Below are 23012 nucleotides of genomic sequence, written 5' to 3' on the forward strand. Positions count from 1 at the left end.
CATGAAAATTTTAATCGCCCCTGACTCATTTAAAGAAAGTGTAGAGGCATTAGATGTCTGCCACGCTATCCAGTCTGGATTCAGTCAAGTGTTTCCTGACGCTGACTATAAGCTGCTACCCATGGCAGATGGCGGTGAAGGAACTTCTGCAGTATTGTCTTATGTACTAGGTGGGCGCTGGAAAGAAGTGCGAGTCCATGACCCCTTAATGCGACCAATCAATGCTAAATATCTGCTATTAGAAAATGAGACAGCCGTAATTGAAAGTGCTCAAGCCTGCGGTCTGCATTTATTGACGACTGAAGAAAGAAATCCGTTAATTACGAGTAGCTACGGAGTTGGCGAACTTATTGCGGATGCTTTAGATGAAGGCGTTAAACGCATCATTATCGGTTTGGGTGGTAGCGCCACCAATGACGCGGGACTTGGTATGCTAATGGCGCTTGGCATGACGTTTCATGATAGTGCTGACAATACGTTAGCCCAAGGCGGCGGCGCGCTTGCCAACTTGCAACGATTAGATGCTACAAACTTCCATACTAGTGTGCTGGAGACAGTATTTGAAGTAGCCTGTGATGTCACCAACCCTTTATGTGGCGAGTTGGGTGCCAGTGCAATATTTGGCCCTCAAAAAGGCGCCAGCCCGCAGCAAATCAATGATTTGGATAAAGCGCTAACGCATTTTGCGAGTGTATGTGAGCAACATGGCTATCAGAATTACCAAGACATAGCAGGTTCTGGCGCAGCAGGTGGGCTTGGCTATGCGTTAATCAGCTTTTGCCAAGCTGAGTTAACATCAGGCTTTGATACAGTGGCAAAAGTTACCAACTTATCACAGCATATTGCCGATGCAGATTTAGTCATCACTGGTGAAGGCAAGCTTGATGCGCAGTCTGCTATGGGCAAAGTAGCTGGCGGCATTAGCCAAATCGCCAAAGCCAGCCATACGCCAGTGATTGCTATTTGCGGCAGCGTTGATGGGCTAGAACCTGCTCAAACCAGTCAGTTTGAGGTTATTATGCCCAGTATCCAAAAGCTAGAGTCCATCGATAACATCTTTAAAAACGCTTATCATAATATTGAAATCACCGCTGCCAATATTGCGGCGGCGATAAAATTGGGTCAACGCATAAAATAGTATTTATAGAGCTACTTTATATTTTCTCATAGCCATTTTTGACCGTATTAGCGTTAAATAGCGCTCTTATCATCTAAGAGTGCTATTTTTATGTGAGCGATCATCAATACTGTGCTGTTGCATAAGGAAGTCACTTAAGGAGTTAGGCATGCTATTATTTGGGTTATGATTTAAGTCTCGTTTGTATTTTATTCTAAATTTAGCTAGTGTTTATTAATTAGCAGTTATCAAGGACGATAAATGAATAACCATAATCTCAAGCCATCAGAACCCTGCTCCTCAATGAATCCCAGCGAGCCTTTGGTTATTAGAGAAAACTTAGGCAGTGTTGTGACGTTGACACTCAATTGTCCCAAACAATTTAACGCGCTATCAGTAGATATGTTATCTGCTATGCAAACAGAGCTAGACAGCATCGCCCAAGATAGCAATATTCGCGTGGTCGTCATTGCCGCAAACGGTAAGGCCTTTTGTGCCGGTCATAATCTAAAAGAGATGCGCGCCAATCCAGAAAAGGCATTTCAGCGCGCCTTATTTGAACAGTGCAGCCAGATGATGCTGACCATCAATCGCATGCCACAAGTGGTAATAGCTAAAGTAGAGGGCATCGCTACTGCTGCTGGCTGTCAGCTGGTGGCAGCCTGTGATTTAGCTGTCGCCTCGGACAATGCCAAATTTGCCACTTCTGGTATCAGCGTAGGGCTGTTTTGTTCCACCCCTGCAGTAGCAGTCAGTCGCAACCTCTCTCGTAAGCAAGCATTTGAGATGCTCATCACCGGTGAATTTATCGATGCTCATACTGCACTGCACCAAGGACTGATCAACCGTGTGGCAAGCGCAGAGCAATTAGATACGACTTTGCAGTCTTTAATAGATAGCATTATCGCCAAATCCTCAGTCGCTTTGACCACCGGAAAAACCATGTTCTATAACCAGTTGGATATGGCATTGGCAGAGGCTTATGAGTATGCTAGCGAGGTGATGAGCTGCAATATGATGGCACATGATGTGAGTGAAGGGATTGATGCCTTTATCGACAAGCGTCCTGCCGTATGGACAGGGCACTAAGAGTAATATCAGCATTTTATAACATAAAATACTGATATCGGCACACGCGACTTTTTAGATAATACAATACGCTTTGCTCAATAAAGAAGGACAATAACGAAAACTACTCTGCTAATAATTTCGCCAACAACTCATTTATCTCAACTTTAAATTCTCTGTCTTCGATTTTATTGGCGCTAATTTTAGCATTTTGTAGGTTTTCGATAGCCGCCTCTGTTTGACCCAATTCGATTTGCAGCTCAGCCATAGAAAATGCAATTGATGCCAGATGGTCTTTTGAATTAATCGCCGCGGCTTTATCTAACGCTTTTTGATAGATAACCAATGCTTCATCCAAATCTTCGGTAAAGTCAGCCAACGTTTCCCACTGTTCAGGATGGTCTTTATCGCTCTTTTCATTTTCGTTACAAAGATCCTTTAACTGCGCATATAGCATATCAAAGGTTTTTTGATCGTTTTTACTGTCCGCTTCTAGCAGTTTTTCTGCTAGCACATAAATGGATTTATATATTTTGGTATTAATCATGATGGATAACCCTGTTTGATAGTTCGTCAAATACGTTAATGGTGTTGATTATAGACTAGTTTGCCTGAATAGCTCATAGAAAAGGGCGTGATATCGATATCACACCCTTATACTGTATTTAGCTAATAAAATAAGCGGTTAATATAGCCAATGAAATGGCAACGTTTACTCAGCAGCGATGGCAATCATCTCAACCAATAGTTCAGGACGTGCCAACGCCGACTCGCCGCAAGCACGAGCGGGTGGCTGCACGCCTTCAAACCATTTATCCCACACTTCATTCATTGCAGCAAAGTCTGCCATATCTTTTATCCAGACTGTCACTGACAATAGCTTTGATTTATCGCTGCCCACTTCCTCTAACAGTGCTTGTATCTTCTCTAAACACGTCAATGTTTGCGCTTTGATATCATCATCGCTATTGCCCACTTGACCACATAAATAAACGGTCTGGTTATGCACTACGATTTTACTCATACGTTGATTACTATGCAGCTTTTGCATGGATTATTATCCTTAATTTTTTAATGGTCTTAAATACATAAGCGTTTAAATATATAGATGGCTCACGTTTTATTAAACAGTGCTTGGCAAGAAATTAGCGAGAAAAACGATCGGCGCTAAAGGGTTTAATATCGACCAATAGCGGCTTTTCATGAATCATCTCTTCGACGATACGACCGGTCATTGGCCCTAAAGTAAAGCCTTGATGGCTATGACCAAAGGCAAACCATAATTTGTCATGCTTAGGCGCAGGACCGATAACTGGCTTCATATCAGGCATACAAGGACGTGAGCCTGCCCATGCTTCACTCTCAACGGCATCTTCTAGCGGTAGAATTTTGCGCGCAAGTTTTAACACGGTATTTAATTGGCCAAAGTTCTTTGGTGCATTCATCGTTGTCATCTCAGCACCAGTGGTAATGCGGATACCTTGTTGCATTGGCCCCATCACAAAGCCTTTATCCATATCAAACATACTATGATGAATGGTATTTTTTTCATTCACTTTAAAGTGCTGATGATAGCCACGCATCGGGAACAACGGCAAGTCATAACCAAGCGGTTTGATTAAATCATTCGACCAAGGTCCAGCGGCAATGACCAATTTATCACTGTAATAAGTGTCATTGTCGGTAACGACTTTCCAGCCGTTTTCTTCTTGTACAATTTCTTTAACGCTGCTTTCTTTGATGGTGCCTTGCATTTCTTGGAAGTTTTTGGCATAAGCTTTTACAAGTGAGCTTGGGTTTGACACTTGCCAAGAGTTGAGCCAATGAATCGCACCAACGAACGCGTCAAAATTGGCACTAGGCTCCATGGCTTTTAACGCTTCAACCGTCAAGACGTTATGCTCAACACCCTGATTGCGTGCATCAATAGCGGCAGCAATGGCTTCTTTAAACGTCTCTTCAGAGCGATGCAGCTGCAACCAGCCATCACGGGTAATCAATTCATCAGCACCAGAGGCTTCAATCATGGTTTGGTGCTCGCTGGTACAATGCTCAATCAGCGTCTGCCATTCCGCTTCTATTTTTTTGACTGAAGCAGGTGTAGAATATTTCCAGTACTGCAATAGCGCCTGATGATAACGCAAAATCGCCGGAATTCGATAGCGAATATCGGTCCCTTGGTTCGGCAATACGCGTATCATTTCAGTCAGATGGCGCGGAAACGGATGGGTATGAATCGCCTCACGCTGAATCAAACCCGCATTGCCGTATGAAGTCTCAGAGCCCGGTAATTTTTTGTCTAACAGCAATACTTGAGCGTTATTTTTTTGTAGATGCCAAGCAACTGAGGTGCCGACCATCCCTGCACCGATAACGATCACTTCATAGCGCATAACTTGTCCTTTTTTAAGGTCTTAATACAGAATGTCAAATATGAGAAATAACAGATAAGGGAGTAATAGTAACGCATTGCGCGCCAGATTAAACCCTTCTGATATAAATATTTTTGCTATTAAATACTTTTGGTTATGGATTTCAATGGAAGGTATTTTTGATAGGAATAATGGAAGTATGATTGAAAAAATAGTGATGATTAAAGTAGATTAAAAAAACAACAAACGACTTCAAAAATTAGACAGCTAAACGTTGCAATGTTAGCTGCCTTCTAGAATTAATGATGATTTAAAAGTTAAGAGCGATGCATATCCTACATTTATCACAAGCTATCACCACCAAATCGGATCTTCATTCGCTAGCGTCTCTAAAAGCCTTTTACTGGTCTCGACCGTTAACTTATCAGCAGGTAGCTCAGCGATAAATCTTGAGGGCTTATCAAAGTATCCTGAATAGCTTGAGAAGTACTCTGGCGCGGTTAAAAACAATCTGCTCTTAGCGCGACTGCAGGCAACATAAAACAGCTTACGCTCCTCCTCTAACTCTTCAAAATCACTGAGCGAGCGATAGTGCGGCGTCATACCATCAACGAGAGAATTGACAAACACAACAGGCCATTCAAGCCCTTTGGCACTATGAATGGTAGAAATGGTAACTTTGTCATTACTATCTTCCCCTTTTTCAGTCTCGCCTGCGGTAGCAACTGAATCATTGGGCGGATCAAGGGCAAGATTTTCTAAGAATTTATCGAGACTGTCATGTTCTGTTGCTAAATTTTTGAGTACACGAAAGTCTTCGCTACGTTCACGCCAATTCTCTTCAATCGTTTTTAGGACAGGAATATAAAACTCTAAAATCCGCTCAATCACCATTTCGACTGACTCTGCCTGACTGGCTTTGGTCAAAGTCGTATGCAATGATTTAAGCTGTGGGCTTTTTTTCGCAAATGACGGTAATAATAGCGGCTCGAAAGTATTGTTGTTAACGTTACTATTAACATTATTATTCACATTGCTATCGGCATTAATGGCTTGGGTCAAACGCGTTGCCGTTACTGCTCCTACCCCTTTAAACAAGGTTAAAATACGGTGCCATGCAATCGTATCATTTGGGTTATAAAGTATTTTAACAAAGGCTAAGACGTCCTTGATATGGCGTCTTTCAATAAAGCGGATGCCGCCTACGACAATAAAGGGAATATTGCGCTCCATAAATTCAAGCTGAACGTAGTTGGATTGAAAGGACGTGCGGCACAAGACGGCAAAATCTTGATAATCGTAATCCGGTTTTAATTCGATAATTTTATCAGCGATATACTTTGCTTCTTTGGTTTCATCGCTTAAACGGCGAAAAACTGGCTTTATGCCTTCTATAGATGCGTCCGAGTACAATTGCTTTTGATAGCCTAACGTAATTTGAGCCGATAAAGCATTGATATAATCAAGCACCGCTGGCGTACTGCGATAATTTTGTTCTAGCTTAATCAGTTTTGCTTCGGGATAGCTTTCGCCAAATAATAAGATATTTTCATAATTGGCACCGCGAAAGGCATAAATACTTTGGTTATCATCACCAACGACCATCAGCGACACCGATGTAGGCGCACAGATGAGGTCAATGAGTTCTTTTTGTGGAATATTGGTGTCTTGATATTCATCGACCATGACATAACGATATTGCTTTTGTAGTAGCTTTCGAAAGGTGTCATTGTGCTTTAGATGGCGCACCACTTGACTGATGATGTCATCAAAATCGTATAAATGGTTGGCGCGCTTATACTCATGAAAGTCGACGGCCAATTGCTCAATAACTGGAATATGCACGGCGATATCAGGATAACTGCTTTCGATTAAGTCACGAATATGAATGCGCCGATTTCTAGAGGTTGAGAAGATATTTTGCAAGGTTTTTTTGCGCGGAAATGCCTGATTGGTTATTTTGGTCGGATACTTTTTTTCTTTATTAATCAAATCAATAGCATCTTCGCTGTCACCGGTATCTAAAATAGTAAAGCGCGGATTGATACCAAGTAGCCCAGAATATTGGCGCAATAACATATTGCAAAATGAGTGAAAAGTGCCGCTAGTGATATCATTTAACGCCTTACCGTTTATGTGACTATTATCATCTAGACGGCTTGCCAGCAAAGTTCTAGCGCGACTTTTAATCTCATTGGCCGCTTTACGGGTAAAGGTTAATAGCAGAATCTCTTTTGGCGCTACACCATTTTCTATCAGATAGCTGGTTCTGTAGGTCAGGGTTTTGGTTTTCCCAGAACCTGCACCGGCGATAACCAATACCTTGCCCTCAGTTGTGGTAGCCGCCAATAACTGATTAGGATTTAACTCACGGGCATAATCCACTTGCAACCCTAAATAACTGGCAAGCCGTTGCTCTAATATTTCAGTATCCGCATTTATCAAATTGGCTTCGAGCTTTTTAATCGCCTGCTCAAGCCGCGTAAGCTTGGGTTTCATGTCAACGAAATTTTGCGGATAATTATAATGGTGGGTAGCAAAAATGGTGGTCATTATTAACAATTGCCTTTGGTATGGTTTATCGTGCTAGCTATTGATGACAGCGCAGCAGCATGCATCATCATTTATAGGTAGTAGCTTATCATAATAGGCAAATCTCTGAGGGTCGTTGATAACGAACATTGATATTAAATGGCGGTATTAAGTATTGTTATTGACCATAAGAATTGGAACAGTAAGCTCAACAACCTTACCTATTTTGGCTGAAATTTGCTACAATATGCCCAATTTTGAGTTACTATTTTACGAAGTCTTATACTGAATGATTTTATTAATATATTGAGAGCATGTTATGGGTTTTAATTGCGGCATTGTCGGTCTACCAAACGTGGGTAAATCCACCCTGTTTAACGCCTTGACCAAAGCGGGTATCGCCGCTGAAAACTTTCCATTTTGTACCAAAGATCCCAACACGGGTATTGTACCTGTGCCAGATCCACGCCTGAAAAAACTGGCTGATATCGTCAAGCCTGAGCGCGTATTACCTACGACTATGGAATTTGTTGATATCGCAGGTTTGGTCGCGGGCGCGTCAAAAGGCGAAGGGATGGGCAACCAGTTTTTAGCCAATATCCGCGAGACCGATGCGATTGCTCACGTAGTACGCTGCTTTGATGATGACAACGTCGTCCACGTTGACGGCCGCGTCAGCCCTATCGATGACATCGAAACCATCAATACCGAATTGGCATTGGCAGATTTAGAAGCCGTTGAGCGCGCTATCCACAACTTAAGCAAAAAAGCCAAAGGCGGTGACAAAGACGCCTCTGCTATGCTCGATATTTTCAAAAAAATCGAGCCTTTATTAGCAGAAGGTAAAGCGGCTCGCGCTGCCAATTTAGACAAAGACGAACAAAAACTGATCAGAAGTTATGGTCTGATTACCCTAAAGCCAACCATGTATATCGCTAACGTTGCTGAGGATGGTTTTGAGAATAATCCATATCTTGATGCAGTGCGTAACTATGCGACTGGCGAAGATTCTATTGTCATTGCGCTATGTAACCAAATCGAATCTGAAATTGCTCAGCTTGATGAAGATGACAAAAAAGACTTCCTAGCTGAAATGGACATGGAAGAGGCTGGCCTTGACCAAGTCATTCGCGGCGGGTATGAGTTGCTTGATATGCAGACTTATTTCACTGCGGGCGTCAAAGAAGTCCGCGCTTGGACAGTCGCTGTTGGTGCAACGGCTCCTGAAGCCGCTGGTGTGATTCATACTGATTTTGAACGTGGCTTTATCCGCGCTGAAGTGATTGCTTATGATGACTTTATCGAATACAACGGTGAAAAAGGCGCAGCTGCTGCCGGTAAATCACGCTTAGAAGGCAAAACCTATATCGTACAAGATGGCGACGTGATGCATTTCCGCTTTAACGTTTAATAAAGCGGATTGCCTGTTACACAGTCTTATTAGAGAACAACCAAAAGCCAGCTACAAAGCTAGCTTTTTTTATTATAATAAATGGAAGAACGTTAAAATAATTAACCTCTCAAACAACAACGATAAAATAAAATGATAAAAATAACGGACTATAACCTATGACTGCTTCTGTTAATCAAGTGCTTAATTCCAGTGACCATTGGGCAAAATTATTTAATGCGCAGCGTTTAGGGAGTCATAAAAAAGCCCCTGCCGAGGACAGCGCGCGCTCCTCCTTTCATAAAGATTATGACAGGCTGGTGTTTTCACACTCCTTTCGCCAGCTTAACCAAAAAACCCAAGTCCATCCCCTGACCAATCAGCTCGGTATTCATACGCGCTTAACACACTCGCTCGAAGTTTCTTGTATTGGGCGCTCCTTAGGCATTATGGCGGCAGAGAAGCTGCATGATAAATTAGATGGTGGCTTACCAAATGGCGTCGCGCCCGCTGATGTCGGTGTTATTGTACAAGCGGCATGCCTTGCCCATGATATCGGCAATCCACCGTTTGGTCATGCCGGAGAGTACGCCATTCGTGACTGGTTTATGCATCCTGAGCGTCAAAAGGTCTTGCACAACCTAAGTAGCAATGAGCAGTTGGATTTGCTGGCTTATGAAGGTAATGCGCAGGGATTTCGCATCCTTGCCCGCAATGAGCATCATCCTGACTTAGGCGGTATGCGATTGACTTGCGCTACTTTGGGTGCATTTATGAAATACCCTTGGCTTGCAACCCATAGCAACTCTATTTATCAAGACAGATCTATTTATCAAGACACTCCCATTTATCAAGGCAGTCCCACCACTAACATGCAAAAATTTGGCTGCTTTTATAGTGAGGCAGCTCAATTAGAAGAGTTAGCAGCACGTTTACATCTGCCGCGCTCCGAGCAACACGATGGCTTTGCTCGTCATCCGCTGGCTTATTTATTGGAAGCGGCAGACGATATCTGCTATGCGCTGATAGATTTGGAAGATGGCATCAATTTGAATATGCTAAGCTATGCGGAGGTTGCAGCTATTTTTTATGAGCTGATTGGCGAGCGCCCTGACACTCTTAATTTACCCACTCATGTGTCAGTCAGGCAGCATTTGGCATCGCTGCGGGCACGGGCAATGATGCGTTTGGTCAATGCCGTCACCGATGCCTTTGTAGCCAATAGTAACGCTATGCTGGCAGGGACGCTACAGGGCAGCCTGTTTGCCCATTGTGATGCAACCGTACAAAGCGGCATCACCCAAGCTAAGCAACTGGCACGTGAAAAGATATTTAATCACCCAAGTAAGGTACGCATGGAGCTGATGGCCAATCAATGCCTGCAGCGCCTGCTCGATGCTTTTATGCCATTGGCTTGGACAAATGGGAGCAGCGCTTCTATAACCCAAATGTCATTTGAGCAGCAGCGTCTGCTAAAATTATTGCAGCCGCATCTCGATGAGCATCGTCGCGTTTTATCCGATGACACCTATGATAATATGCTCAATGTTTTAGACTTTATAACCGGTATGAATGACCATGAAGCGTATCGATTGGCGCAAGAGCTACAAGGACATTGGGGCACCATTGTTTAAACAACATGTTTAAGCAGCAAGTTTAAAAAGAAGTCTAGAATTAATTTAAAACCAAGCTTAAAATTCAGTCTAAAACCAATTCCAAAAACTGGACAATCAACGATAACCGTCTATTTCATTCGTATTTTCGCAATGAAATGAGTATGATAGACATCTATCAGGTAATTTTGAAATATTATGAGTAGTCGCGAACAAAAGAAACTTCAAACTCGGCACGCTTTTTTTAATGCGGTGCTCGATTTATGTATGACGGGGCAATCTTTTAGCTCAATCAGTCTGAGGCAAGTCACGCGTGAGGTTGGCGTGGTGCCGACCGCCTTTTATCGCCATTTTGATGACATGGAATCGCTCGGTCGTGCCTTGGTTATCGAAGAGTTGGGCGGTACGCTAGCAACTTTAAGTGACAACCTGCAAATTGGGCGCAAACGTAGCTTTGAGCGTCAAATCGCTAAAAGTATCCAGATGTTTTTATATATGGTCAGCGAGCAGCCTTGCTATTGGCAATTTTTAGTCAGTGAACGCTATGGCGGTTCAGAAGCGGTACGCAAAGCCATCAATGAGCTGATTAAAAACCACGGGCAGAGTCTAGCAGACGATTTAGCCCTACAACCTGCTTTTGCCCATATCAATACTTATGACCGCAGGCTATTGGCTGAAGCTGGGGTCAATATGTTCTTTTCTTGGATTATTGATTGGCTAGAGCTGACCTATACCGAAGACCATGATGATGAAGTCGATTTGGCTGATATTGAAGATAAAAAACAGCTGATGCTGCATAATTGTACACGGCAAGCACAGATGCTGTTTTATGGTGCTTACAACTGGAAATCTACTGAAGAAACCCGTTTAAGTGATTAATTGGGCTTAATTTTTGCACGTTATTTAGCACTGGTTATCTATAACCATTAGAAAACTGGCCTAAAAGCCCAAAGTCGCTGCGTCACCACGCGTACCTCTTTGGGCTTTTTATTGTCAGTATTTTGAGGGTTTTTCGCATTACTATCAGCGTTATTAGCATCATTGCTATTTTCATTACTGTTATTACTGTTATTACTGTTATTACTGTTATTACTGCTATTTGCTATTTCACCCTCAGCCGCCGTTTTACTAATAACAATGGTCGCAAAGCGTTGTCTTGCCTGACCACCATCTGCATTATCACTAGCGGTAATAAGTGCCATAAAAGCTTGGCTATCAACCGCTAATAATGGTGTTAATGCCTTACGCTGCTCTGCTTTTACACTACTTAATATCGGCAACTGCCAGATATCATCAATAGAGCCAAATGCTTGCTTTGCTCGCAGCTCAACGATGCTCTGCATTTGCTGACTGCTCGCACCCTCTAACAAAGCGGCCAGCAAAACGGGGCTGGCGGTATTGATATTAATGGGTAAATAATACGGCACCGCGGTGATATAGGGACGCAGTGCCGCTAATACTTGCGCATTAAGACCCTTCACTTCTGCTAATTGATCGATACTGACCAACGCTTGATTGGGTAAAATGTTGTCCACGCCGCTATTAGTCTGCTGAGCATAAACCACACTTTCATCACCGCCATCTTGATAGACCTCGCTGTCGGCATCTTGATAATCAAGGACGGCAATGGCGATATCAGGCTCTAAATTTAGCTGCGTGAGTAACCTTTGAAAGACGGCCAATGCGGCAGTATCAACGGCGCCATTGTGATATAAATTATTAATATTAAAACGACTGCCCTCATCGCGTAATTCGATGCCGATGCTATGTCCGCCTAGCGTATAAGGCGGTATTGGCTGCGCCCAAATATCCTGCGCGCTATCGGTATCATTTAATTTAGCATCAGCACGAATTAAGGTAACCGCCAATTGCTGACCTGCATTGATATCTTGTAAGAGCTGGTTTTGGTCAAACAATAAGCCGCTGCGCCTAATGGCAATCTTTTGGCTGGCCAGCATCGCCCCTGCAACCACAGTAATACTGACCACCAATAGCAAAATAGTCAGCAGCGCAACCCCACGTTGAGCGTTGGCTTTCATAGAGGTTATAGGCATCATTGGCCTCATTTGTGGCTTAGTTGGCATAAACAGTCTCTATCATTGACCAAATGGGGCATTTTCAGTAGCGTTGCCTGAGTTATTATCTGCTACATTACCATTGGCTGCATTATCGTTATTGGTGCTGTCATTACTGTTGCCGTTATTGTTGTTATTACTATCGTTACCATTGCCATTAGGATTATTAGCATTAGGATTGTTAGGAATATTTTTATTGCTGGTATTTGTACTTATATTTGGGATTGGTTGCGGAGTAAGTGCCCATTGCCAAGTAATGGGCATATCCTGATAAGTAAAGTTGAGCGCAAGACCTTTTGGTAATAGCATAATCTCAGAGGGTGCATTGGCTGAATTTGCCGTCGGCGCTGCTAAAGTATTGTTATTGATGTTGCTGCTGTCTTTATTGGGAAATTTGGCACTTAATTCAGGTAAATAAGCTTGCCAACGCCCAGCCGTAACACCTTCAAGCAACACACTATCTAGACTAATGCTGTCACTGCCACCGGCAAGACTGGCATATTGACGGCGAATTAAGCGCTCATCAGCAAAAATGTATTCGATATGCTGCACACTCGCGCTGCTTTGATAACGTGGGTCGGGGTCGGCAAAACGCACAAAGCTGATACGTGCGCCGTCTAGGCTCATAAAGGGTTCGGGCGCTGGTGCATTTTCTTGATTGCTATTATTAGTATTACTTGCAGTGCTGTTAGTTGCAGCATTGTTGGTTGATGCGTTATTAATTAAGGAATTAGCACCTTGCGTATCCACTGCCTGATAAGGAATCATTTGGTTCATATCTTGCTGTAATTGCAAATAGGCATATTGCAAAACCGCTAAATTATCCGCATGAAATTGCGCCCGTTCACGCGCACGGTTAACACCATCAAATACTTGCCAGCCTGCCACCGCTAACATGGCAAATATCGCCATCGCAACCATCAGCTCTAGCAAAGTGAATCCATGATTTGATTTCATGGATTGCCTCCATTAGGGTTTAATCGGCTCAAATCCAAACTGCCGACCTCTTGCTTAGCGTTACTTAGCATCACGTTGATATCCGTTACTGCGCTGCGTGTCTGTCCGTCTATAATGGGTGCAACAGTAATATTCACCTGCTTTAATGCGGGTGTGATGGCATCTGTGGCAGTCATTGTCACTTGCCAATCGCGACCTTGCGCATTGATAGTTTGGGTTTTATTAGCCGTCAGCCACGTATCTTGAATACGCAAGTCCGCTGCCGCGTTTTGTGCGACAAACTGCGCTAGCGTACGAGTGCGCAAGACATCGACTGAGCTTAAATACGCACTACTAGCCCGGCTCGCGGCAACGGCAACGACCGCCAAAATCGCTAAGGCAACCATGACCTCAATCAGGGTAAATCCGCGCTCATGCTTTGATAGAGCGGGCTTTGGGTTTGTATAGGTATGTTCGGCCTTATCATTATCTATCATAAGTTAGCGCCCTTGCCCTATCGACATACTGCCATCAGGCATAATCGTAATCACCTCACCCACCAAACGCGAATTATGGCGGACCTCAATCGTTACCGGCGTGGCCTGCCCTGTCCCAAACCATAGTACTTGCGGTACGTTTTGGTCGCTAAACCACGGCTGCAGCGCTTGCGTTTGGCCTGCGTTTGCCTGATTACCTGCATCCAAGCTTTGTACGCTTAAGCTCACACCCGTAGGCAATACAGGCAAACTAACTTCTGGCTCAAGCTCCCAGCTTGGTGTGGGTGCTTTATCTGCAGCAGCAGCTGACATACTCGTCAAATCCGCTGACAGCTCCATGGCGTTCTTAGGCGTACTGTCTCCACTAGAAGCTATGGAAACCTGAGTTTGATAAGCAACATAAGGATTAGATAGAGTGACAATGACAGGCGTGACTTGACCTTGTTTATCAGCTTGTAAGCTCAAACCCATGGGCTGCATGCGCTCAGCCGATAAAAGCCTTACATAGCTCAATGAATCCGTTAAATGCTCATAAAAAGCACGGTTTTTGCGCGATTCACTACTACCGACCGATAAGCTCATCATGCCAGCAAATATGGATAGAATGACGACCACCACTACTATTTCGACAAGGGTAAATCCCGCTTGCCCGATGTGGCTGTGTGCGTGAGGAGCGGCTATTGAAGAAATTGAGGAAGTCGGTTTTGACATACAGAAGTCATCTAGAATGGCGTCATTTTATTAGGAATGACACTGAATTGGGTGGTATGAGTATGATGGAGATAAAACGATAGATATACCTGATTAAAAAAATAAATCTGTACATATGTTAGAAGATAAATTTAAAGTGCTGCCATACAGAATATAACAACACGGGTTTTATAAAAAAATAACTCAATACATTAAAAATATAATAGGAATCTAGTAATTGGTATTACGGTGCTCTTCTGACTCAGTATCGATTTGCTCCACCAATTCTTGCATATCCTCATCCATCACCTCGTCATCGGCGGCTGGATAATGGCTTGGCAATTCAAGCATTTGCTGCACAAAGGCATAACGCAAAGTATCACGGCGACCTAAGTAGCGCTGATAAAAACTTGAGTTTAATAATCCTGCGCCGCCCTGACCCATCGCCCAAATCGAGGACAAATAATCGCGCGTACTTAAGCTACTATGCTGCTCTTGTAAATACGCACTGATAATATCAATCAAACGCTTCATACGCTGACGACGAATATCGTAAAGCTCGCCGAATAAGCGATTCAAACCCGTCACCGATGCCGCCAAACGTTCTTCGATTTGGTTAAGGAGCATGGCTTTTTGTGGATTAAACAATTGCTGAAAAATCATACGTGCGACACCTGCCGACGGGCAGTCATCAATACGGTTAATCTCAAACAACTGCTCTTCATAACGGATAATAATACGTAGGTAGAGCTCATCTTTACTGGAGAAATGTTTATACAAGGTGCCTTTAGCCAAATCAAGCTGGTCGGCCAAACTGTCCAAAGTGATATCACCATCGCCTGACTCAAGTAGCAATTGCTCTGCCATCGCTAAGATATTCTCTTCTCGTGCCTTGAACTGGTGCTGACGACTCATAATCTCTCCTAAAATCTGACAATATCATGCATATGACCATCATTTACATCGGTATATTGGCAGCGCGTGTATAAGTCATACAACGACTACGCCAATATCACCCAAGGAAATATGCTTATGTTTGCTAAATAGTCATTGATAATCATAAGGTTAAGTTTAATATTATGGATACTTATAGAACAGAACCAGAAGACTAGCTAATAAATGACTGAGTGGTCATAGCATAACCATTTTAGTGGTACTGTGCCAGTAAATTCTCAAAGTTTTTTGCAGTCAGAGCACCCACCTCCTCGCTACTACAGCCGTACATCTCGGCAAGATAGCTTGCCACATATGGCACGTATGCTGGCTCATTGGGTCTACCACGTTTAGGAACCGGTGCTAAATACGGGCTATCGGTTTCGATAAGTATTCTATCTTTGGGCATATTTTTTGCAGCATCTTGAATCATTTGTGCACTTTTAAAGCTAACAATGCCTGAGAATGAGATATAAAACCCTAAGTCTAATGCTCGTTTTGCGGTTTCCCAGTCTTCAGTAAAGCAATGAATGATACCGTGTTCAGCGCCTTCCGCTTTTAAGATATCAAGCGTATCTTCTTTGGCGTCACGCATATGCACGACTAGAGGTTTCTTCAAGCTTTGGCTGGCATGAATATGACGTGCAAGGCTGGCTTTTTGCTCTTTTTTGTTTTCTGTAGACCAGTAATAATCCAGCCCCGTTTCCCCTATCGCCCATACATGGTCCGCATCAGCGGTTTCTATTAAGCGCTCAACCGTCGCTGATTGTAAGACGCTGATATCTTCACAAGGATGAATGCCGACGCTCATACCAAGATTTAGCGTCTCATCGCCATAGGTGCTGACGATATTGGCAATCTCATCATATTCAGCGAAATCACACATAATGGCCATCGCACGGGTGACATTGGCTTCTTTCATCGCGGCAATTGCGCCGGACAATTGACCATCATACTTGGTTAAATCTAAACGGTTTAGATGGCAGTGGCTATCAGTAAACATAAACAATCTCGTTAATAAAAATCAATAAGTAGAATTATCTTATAATATGGATTTGGTAATCCTAATATTATTAATTGCTCTAAATAGCACTGTTTTCAAGGGGTGTTTAACAAACGCCTATATACGTGCTTCTAAACCCTTTTCTCATCAGCGTATATTTTTCAAAGAATACATTTTTTAAAGCGCTTACATTTAAAGGGCAGTTATCAATGCAATTATCAATTTAATGGCACCACGCGCATCACCTCTTCTATGGTCGTCACCCCTTCACTGATACGCTTTGCCCCAGATAAGCGCAGCGGCTGTACGCCTTCACGGTAAGCTTGTTGTTTAAGTACGTCCAAATTGGCATCAGCGGCGACCAGTTTTTTTAGCTCATTTGATAACGGCATGATCTCATACAGACCAACGCGACCTTGATAGCCGGTATGGCGACAGTGTTCACAGCCCTGCGCTTTATAAACTTGTGCTGGCACTGGGGCGCGCCAAGGCTGTACCAGTTCTTGCCATTGAATAGCAATCTCACTATCTGCCGCAACATCAACGGCTTGCTTACAATGCGGGCATAATGTCCGTAATAGACGCTGTGCCATCACGCCCAATATAGTCGCTGAGGTTAAAAATGGCTGAATACCCAAATCGTGCAGACGGGTAATAGAGCTTGGGGCATCGTTGGTATGCAACGTTGAGAGTACCAAGTGCCCCGTTAAAGACGCTTGTACTGCCATATTGGCGGTCTCAGCATCACGAATCTCACCAACCATAATAATGTCTGGGTCTTGACGCATCAAAGAGCGAATACCATCAGCAAAATGTAAATCAACCCCGGGATTGACCTGCATTTGATTAAAGGCGGGCTCAATCATCTCAATTGGATCTTCGATAGTACAGACATTAACTTGCTCAGTGGCGAGCTGCTTCAACGTACTATATAAAGTGGTCGTTTTACCTGAACCGGTCGGACCGGTAACCAATATAATGCCATTTGGATGCGCGGTCAGCTCATGCCACGTCTCAAGCTGCTTACCCGACAGACCAAGCTGGGCAAATGAGCGCACCAGCACTTCTGGATCAAATACCCGCATAACCAACTTTTCACCAAAAGCAGTCGGCATGGTAGAGAGACGCAGCTCAGTCTCTAAGCCTTTTGGCGTACGGGTTTTTAGGCGTCCATCTTGCGGCTTACGTTTTTCTGCGACATTGAGCCGTCCCAAAATTTTAATACGGGCGGTCACTGCCACTATAATGGCGAGTGGCATCTCATACACGCTATGTAGCACCCCATCGATACGAAAGCGCACCTTGCCTGTTTCGCGGCGTGGCTCTAGATGAATGTCGCTTGCACGCTGCTCAAAAGCATATTGCAATAGCCAATCGACCACTTTGACAATATGTTGGTCATTGGCATCTGGATTGGTGTTATCGCCCAGCTGCAATAAAGCTTCGACATTGGTGACGTCCGCCGCTGCACGCTTATGTAGGGAGTTCGCGCCTGCAATCGCTTGCGTGACTTGATAAAACTCTTGCCGATAGCGATTGATTTGTTCAGGATTAATAAAGACTGTACGATAACTTTTTGATTTAATGAGCTTTTCAATATTGCCATGCCAATCAGTATAAAATGGCTGGTCGGTACCGATAACCACCTCATCAAGCGTCACTTCAATCGGTAAAATATGCTGCGAGCGCGCATACTCAAACGACATCAGTTGCGTCACCGCCGGTACATCGACCTTTAACGGGTCAATACGCACCAGCGGCATATCTGCTTTGGCAGCCAACCATTGATTGAGCCATGCCAGCGTTAATTTATTCTCAGAATTACTATCAAGCGCGTGACCATTTGGCAGCCCAAACTCACTAATCGTTAAGAGCGGATGCTGCGCCTTATTACGGCGACTGGTAATGACGAGATTATAGCCGCGCTGATCAATCACCCTATCTGCCAACAATTCATCTAGGCACCAACGTAAATCAATCACTATCGAATATTTTTGAGCAGGCATAGTTTTATTCTTCTATAGTTGCATTTTTCTATGGTTTAGGGCATTTGGTCGGCGGTGATGTTTACTATAACTCTGATATTTACTTTAATTATACTGCGACAATATTCGTTATCTGTAATTCACCCGATTCCAGCAATTGAAAGCTGATATCGACAGATTTATAACGCATGACAAATGACGTATTTATCTCTGTACGCCGATAAGCAGGGCGTGGGTCTTGTGCTATCAACGCTTTGATAGTATCAAGATCAGACCTTAATAACTGCTGTTGGATTTTATCAATGACTGCTTTGACTGATGATTGCTTATTTTGAGCGTTTGCTTCTACTATATTATCCGCACTTTGATTGGCGATAATTTGCCCAAATTGCTCATAAGCCCATTCGGTAATCGTCACATCCAATAAGTGGGGCGCAGAGGGCGCAAAACCGCTTTGGGCATCAGGCAATGCATCACTATAAGCCACATAAGGCTTGATATCGATGATGGGCGTGCCATCTATCATATCAGCACCGCTAATAATAAGTAACACCCGACCTTCTACAATCTCAATGCGTTCAAGCTTGACCACAGATAACCCGAGCGCGGAAGGTCGATACATACTGCGACTGGCAAATACGCCTATTTTTTGATTGCCACCCAAGCGCGGCGGGCGAACTTGCGGGCGAAAAGCGCTCTCCACTTTCTCTTTCTGATTATCATCGTTTGAGCTTGCCTGCTTGTCTTTATGCAACTTGTCTTTATATAAATAGTTATGATGAAACTGCCAACTTACCCATATATGGCTGAAATCCTCCAGCCCGATAAATGCTGCTGGCGTATCATAAGGCACGGGCATTTCAATCACACTGAGCAATGCCACCAAATTCGGCTGCCTTGGTGCACCGAACTTTTGCGACAGCGGCGCACGGTGGTAGCCAATAATAGGTGAGATATGATGGCTTAAAGGTGCCGTAGTCTGACAAGTCATAAATCCAATCCCAAAAAATAAATGGCTGATAATAAATGGCACGCGCCAATCATAGAAAATTATTCGCTAACGATATTCCATTTTATCATGCTACAGACAGGCAGCCAGACGGATTTTTACTTTAAAGTTTGTTATGATGAGCGAGAAATTTATTGAGAATGGCTTGCATTCATATAGCAGGATTCACAAACCTGCATTCATAGACCTGCATTCATAAAGTACGGCGTCAGCATTTACGGTTATAGGCAGGGCTGTCAGTTAGTAAAACCTGCCGTCTTCTCAAACCTGATAATAATGTTAAAATAACGGTTTTTTGCAGCTTGCATTTGCTAGTCTGACTGAATAAACGCTTTATTTTATTAATACTTTGCATAACGTTAAATCCATTAATATTTTTATCCCAAAAATATTTTAATTGGCGACTACACATTACCACTTACTAACGAGGGCTTTATGTCAAAACTCCGCACCGAAACGGTCACAGAGGTTCATCACTGGAACGATGCACTATTTAGCATCAAAACCACTCGCGACGACGGTTTACGTTTTCGTAATGGCGAGTTTGCGATGATTGGTATCGTTGTCGATGGTAGACCGCTACTGCGCGCTTACTCGATTGCCAGCCCTAACTACGAAGAACATTTGGAATTTTTCTCTATTAAAGTACAAGACGGTCCATTAACCTCACGTCTGCAGCATATCAAAGTTGGCGATGAGCTATTGGTCAGTAAAAAGCCGACAGGCACTTTGGTACTGGACGATTTATTACCGGGTAAGCATTTATATATGCTGTCAACAGGGACAGGACTGGCGCCATTTTTAGCCTTAGCACGTGATCCTGAAGTTTATGAGCGTTTTGAAAAAATCATTTTGGTACACGGTGTGCGTCAGGTTAAAGACTTGGCTTATCGCGAGATGTTCGAAGAAGAGCTGCCAAATGATGAAATCTTTGGTGAAGATTTCCGTAAAAAGTTCATTTATTACCCTACCGTCACCCGCGAAGAGTTTAGAAATACTGGCCGTATCACTGACCTGATGAAATCGGGCAAATTCTTTGAAGATATCGGTCTGCCTCCGATGAATAAAGAGGATGACCGCGTTATGATTTGCGGTAGTATGCCGTTTAACGCTGAAGTATCATCGATTTTAGACGACTTTGGCCTGACCGTCTCTCCACGCATGGGTGTACAGGCAGATTATGTGGTTGAACGTGCCTTCGTTGGTTAAAAATGAATTTTTATCGTAAATATGACAAATAATTCTTGACGGCTAAAAATAGCCTGCTATAATACGCAGCCTATACAGAGTTAACCCTGTAGCCCAATTCGATAATGTTTTGCAATATAAACTTTGTCACCTAACACGCCGGTGTGATGGAATTGGTAGACATGACGGATTCAAAATCCGTTGCCTTTAAAAGCGTGTCGGTTCAAGTCCGACCACCGGTACCATTATTTAGACCTAAGTAGCTGTTTTTGAAAGGTTTTACTGTTCGATAATAATTAAAGTGTACGTTTTAGTGTACACCGTGCAATTTGGTTGGATATAATAGTTAACCAATAAATTTAATTGTCAATAAATAAAACGTTTTAACTACTTAGAGTAAAAAGCCTCCTTATTTTTGGAGGCTTTTTTATGTCTGTATCATTCTATTCTGAATTCCATTGATAAGGATGTGGAACAAGCTAAGACTGCATAAAGCTTGATTGAAATAAAGCATTGCAAGATATAGAAGGTTTCAGTTTTTAGAAGTAAAGATACTCTCTATGTAATTTATAGCAATTATCAAAACTCAATCCTATCAACTGTTGGATCATTCATGGCCATTAGCACTTGAGCAGCCTCTTGAAGAGGTGAAGACTTGACTGTGTTTTCAATAGAAGTCATCGCCATAGCTATTAATTCAGAGTTATTACTTTCAATACCTTGATCGAGCCTTTTGAACATCTCATCTATTACATGGCGACGTTCTGCAAAACGCTCTTTAAGATAAGATTCTAAAAACTCTCTTTGGTTGTTTGTCTTGGTAAGCTGTACCTCTTTCCAAGCAAAAATAGCATCACGTTTAGTGTGTTCAGTCTGGCAAATGGTTTTATAATCTGCGTAAGCATTAACTAACATCTCAAAACCCTGAGCGGCGCTGGACACAGGATTTTTAGAGGAAACTGTCTTCATCGCTTTCTTAGAGGTCGCTATAGTCACGTCTTTCATATTATAAATTATCCTAGTTATATTTCGAGGTAGCCTTCAGATTTATAAAACATACCCTTAACAACTTCTCCCTCGTCATTCAAGATAGGTAAATCTAAAATCTTTTTAATTGACATGCCTAGAGTCAGCATATTTTGAAAAGCTTGTAGGTTTAGATTGTCATTAACTTTTATTCTTTCAAAGCGCTTTACTGCTTCAAGTAGTACCATTTGTCTTTCTAGCGTTTCTATAATAGTTGCTTTTACGCCTACTTCCATTACCTTAATCGCAGCTACATTTACTTCACTTCTGGCCTCGTGCTGCCTTGCCTTAGTTAAAGCTTGTTCTCCCTTACCTGCAAGATGAAATCCAGTAATTGCTAATGCAGGGCCCGTAACTATGCCACCTAGTACTAGAGTTCCACCAGCCATACCTAGACCACCTGAAGCAAGAGAGCCACCACCAAGCCATGCCAGAGTAGCACTTTTTGCAGCGGCTCCCGATAAGGTAGAGATAGCTGTCCCTGTTGACGCTGAAGCTAATAAGCCAACAGATCCATATGCTCCCATTCCTGTTAAAGTTCCAGCAGCTGCACCGCTTAAAAGTCCACTTTCGAGCTCAAGCGATGCGGAGACTCCTTTTTTTATTTCAATATATTCTTTATCAGTAATGATTTGATTGAAGTCCGTAAGCCTTGACCCAGCGTCTTTCACTTTTTTGATGGTCTCAATCAGATGATGGATTTGATTGTTAAAGATATCAATTTTTAACTGACCTAAATTTCTAAGCTCGTCGTTGGCATCGATGCGTAAACCGTTAATACTATCACGTTGTTTGTCTAGCATCCTTTCTGAGCGACTGACAATATCACTAGCGTCAACTATGTCAGAAACACCTTTAGCACCCTTCGCAAGCCCGACACCAGTTGCCGCTAAAGCACCCGCAGCTAATATAAATGGAATTGGCATATTCTAATCCTCAATTAATTATATTTGTATTATTGGTAACTGATTGGCTCGCTGTACTGTTTTACATGCCTTGATATTTAGATTGATATAATCATCATATTCCATACTGGTAAAAGCAGAATGATACATCGCTTCAATATTACAGATTTTGGGTCTATCGTCATAAATAATGCAACTATTTTGCTTTAAGTCAAAAAACTTGCATACACCATTGCCTTCATCTAATGATTTATACAATTCACTTTTATCAAGATTTTGGCAGCACCAGCCACATTGGTTACATGGAAAACTCATCACAAATCTCCCCTATGCTTCAGTAGTGTCTTGTAGATATGCTAGCTTTTCCCGAATATCAGCTAATCTAGCATCAATATCACTTAACGCATTTTCAACTAGCTCCGAATTAGAGACAGCTTTCTGTTCGTCTTCTTGTTTATTATTTTGCTCTAGATAGGCATTTATGCAGTCCGCAAGTCTCTTGCCATAGAAACGAGCATTATCACTTACCATACTAATTTCAAAGTCATTGATGAACAGGTCGTTATCAGATTCGCTATAGTAAGCGCTTTCCAAATTGGTGATAGTTTCCCATTCACTCGATAAGTACTTTAGATTAAAATAGCCACCCGCACTTACAAAAACACCCGCACCA

22 protein-coding genes and 1 tRNA gene are annotated in these 23012 nt (G+C 42.9%); 7 read left to right on the forward strand and 16 right to left on the reverse strand.

The genetic code is table 11. From position 1 onward, the window contains the following. Position 1 precedes the first annotated feature (1 nt). Positions 2-1138, forward strand: a complete 1137-nt coding sequence (locus JMX94_RS08440) for a glycerate kinase (RefSeq protein WP_201564934.1) — start codon at positions 2-4, stop codon at positions 1136-1138. Positions 1139-1378: 240 nt separating this feature from the next. Next, entirely contained in the window at positions 1379-2206 is an 828-nt protein-coding gene (locus JMX94_RS08445) for an enoyl-CoA hydratase (RefSeq protein WP_227673573.1), read from the forward strand. A 103-nt stretch (positions 2207-2309) separates the two neighbouring features. Here the strand turns inward: JMX94_RS08445 and JMX94_RS08450 are convergent, their stop codons facing one another. From JMX94_RS08450 to JMX94_RS08465, 4 genes are all read right to left on the reverse strand, one after another. Continuing rightward, the gene (locus JMX94_RS08450; RefSeq protein ID WP_201564935.1) at positions 2310-2732 is read right to left on the reverse strand and encodes a tetratricopeptide repeat protein; all 423 of its coding nucleotides are present in this window, start codon (positions 2730-2732) and stop codon (positions 2310-2312) included. 165 nt (positions 2733-2897) lie between these two features. After that, on the reverse strand, positions 2898-3236 hold the full coding sequence (locus JMX94_RS08455; protein WP_201564936.1) for a RidA family protein: 339 nt from the start codon (positions 3234-3236) through the stop codon (positions 2898-2900). Between the two features lie 94 nt (positions 3237-3330). Beyond that, complete coding sequence (locus JMX94_RS08460) at positions 3331-4578, reverse strand: FAD-binding oxidoreductase (RefSeq protein ID WP_201564937.1); 1248 nt, start codon at positions 4576-4578, stop codon at positions 3331-3333. A 333-nt stretch (positions 4579-4911) separates the two neighbouring features. Then, a complete protein-coding gene (locus tag JMX94_RS08465) occupies positions 4912-7113 on the reverse strand; it encodes a UvrD-helicase domain-containing protein (RefSeq protein ID WP_201564955.1) in 2202 nt (733 codons plus the stop codon). 295 nt (positions 7114-7408) lie between these two features. Here JMX94_RS08465 and ychF point away from each other — a divergent pair, with 295 nt between their 5' ends. From ychF to JMX94_RS08480, 3 genes are all read left to right on the forward strand, one after another. Next, the gene (ychF, locus tag JMX94_RS08470; RefSeq protein ID WP_201564938.1) at positions 7409-8500 is read left to right on the forward strand and encodes a redox-regulated ATPase YchF; all 1092 of its coding nucleotides are present in this window, start codon (positions 7409-7411) and stop codon (positions 8498-8500) included. Positions 8501-8658: 158 nt separating this feature from the next. After that, complete coding sequence (locus tag JMX94_RS08475; RefSeq protein ID WP_201564939.1) at positions 8659-10113, forward strand: deoxyguanosinetriphosphate triphosphohydrolase; 1455 nt, start codon at positions 8659-8661, stop codon at positions 10111-10113. Positions 10114-10290: 177 nt separating this feature from the next. After that, entirely contained in the window at positions 10291-10971 is a 681-nt protein-coding gene (locus JMX94_RS08480) for a TetR family transcriptional regulator (protein ID WP_201564940.1), read from the forward strand. 47 nt (positions 10972-11018) lie between these two features. Here JMX94_RS08480 and gspK read toward each other — a convergent pair whose 3' ends face one another. From gspK to JMX94_RS08520, 8 genes are all read right to left on the reverse strand, one after another. Next, positions 11019-12149, reverse strand: a complete 1131-nt coding sequence (gene gspK, locus JMX94_RS08485) for a type II secretion system minor pseudopilin GspK (RefSeq protein WP_227673575.1) — start codon at positions 12147-12149, stop codon at positions 11019-11021. A 39-nt stretch (positions 12150-12188) separates the two neighbouring features. Beyond that, positions 12189-13124, reverse strand: a complete 936-nt coding sequence (locus JMX94_RS08490; protein ID WP_201564941.1) for a type II secretion system protein GspJ — start codon at positions 13122-13124, stop codon at positions 12189-12191. Next, a complete protein-coding gene (gene gspI, locus JMX94_RS08495; protein WP_201564942.1) occupies positions 13121-13600 on the reverse strand; it encodes a type II secretion system minor pseudopilin GspI in 480 nt (159 codons plus the stop codon). Before gspI ends, JMX94_RS08490 begins: the two co-directional genes overlap by 4 nt. 3 nt (positions 13601-13603) lie before the next feature. Next, a complete protein-coding gene (locus tag JMX94_RS08500; protein WP_201564943.1) occupies positions 13604-14311 on the reverse strand; it encodes a prepilin-type N-terminal cleavage/methylation domain-containing protein in 708 nt (235 codons plus the stop codon). Positions 14312-14521: 210 nt separating this feature from the next. Then, positions 14522-15205, reverse strand: coding sequence for a TetR/AcrR family transcriptional regulator (locus JMX94_RS08505; protein WP_068405549.1), 684 nt, complete (start codon positions 15203-15205; stop codon positions 14522-14524). Between the two features lie 232 nt (positions 15206-15437). Next, the gene (locus JMX94_RS08510) at positions 15438-16226 is read right to left on the reverse strand and encodes a TatD family hydrolase (RefSeq protein WP_201564944.1); all 789 of its coding nucleotides are present in this window, start codon (positions 16224-16226) and stop codon (positions 15438-15440) included. A 218-nt stretch (positions 16227-16444) separates the two neighbouring features. Beyond that, positions 16445-18232, reverse strand: coding sequence for a GspE/PulE family protein (locus JMX94_RS08515; RefSeq protein ID WP_201564945.1), 1788 nt, complete (start codon positions 18230-18232; stop codon positions 16445-16447). Between the two features lie 88 nt (positions 18233-18320). After that, positions 18321-19202 carry a tRNA (N6-threonylcarbamoyladenosine(37)-N6)-methyltransferase TrmO gene (locus JMX94_RS08520; RefSeq protein WP_201564946.1) on the reverse strand — a complete coding sequence of 294 codons (882 nt, stop codon included), beginning with the start codon at positions 19200-19202 and terminating at the stop codon, positions 18321-18323. A 453-nt stretch (positions 19203-19655) separates the two neighbouring features. Between JMX94_RS08520 and JMX94_RS08525 the strand changes: the two genes are divergently transcribed. Beyond that, a complete protein-coding gene (locus JMX94_RS08525; protein WP_201564947.1) occupies positions 19656-20429 on the forward strand; it encodes a ferredoxin--NADP reductase in 774 nt (257 codons plus the stop codon). A gap of 137 nt (positions 20430-20566) precedes the next feature. Beyond that, positions 20567-20653 (forward strand) — tRNA-Leu (locus tag JMX94_RS08530). Positions 20654-20987: 334 nt separating this feature from the next. Here the strand turns inward: JMX94_RS08530 and JMX94_RS08535 are convergent. From JMX94_RS08535 to JMX94_RS08545, 4 genes are all read right to left on the reverse strand, one after another. Further along, positions 20988-21413, reverse strand: coding sequence for a hypothetical protein (locus JMX94_RS08535; protein WP_201564948.1), 426 nt, complete (start codon positions 21411-21413; stop codon positions 20988-20990). A 17-nt stretch (positions 21414-21430) separates the two neighbouring features. Continuing rightward, the gene (locus tag JMX94_RS08540) at positions 21431-22360 is read right to left on the reverse strand and encodes a hypothetical protein (protein WP_201564957.1); all 930 of its coding nucleotides are present in this window, start codon (positions 22358-22360) and stop codon (positions 21431-21433) included. Positions 22361-22378: 18 nt separating this feature from the next. Further along, on the reverse strand, positions 22379-22654 hold the full coding sequence (locus JMX94_RS13580; protein WP_374220409.1) for a YkgJ family cysteine cluster protein: 276 nt from the start codon (positions 22652-22654) through the stop codon (positions 22379-22381). A gap of 12 nt (positions 22655-22666) precedes the next feature. Next, a partial coding sequence (locus tag JMX94_RS08545) for a hypothetical protein (protein ID WP_201564949.1) occupies positions 22667-23012 on the reverse strand: 346 nt, incomplete at its 5' end.

The organism is Psychrobacter sp. CMS30, from assembly GCF_904846565.1.
GTDB classification, from domain to species: domain Bacteria; phylum Pseudomonadota; class Gammaproteobacteria; order Pseudomonadales; family Moraxellaceae; genus Psychrobacter; species Psychrobacter maritimus.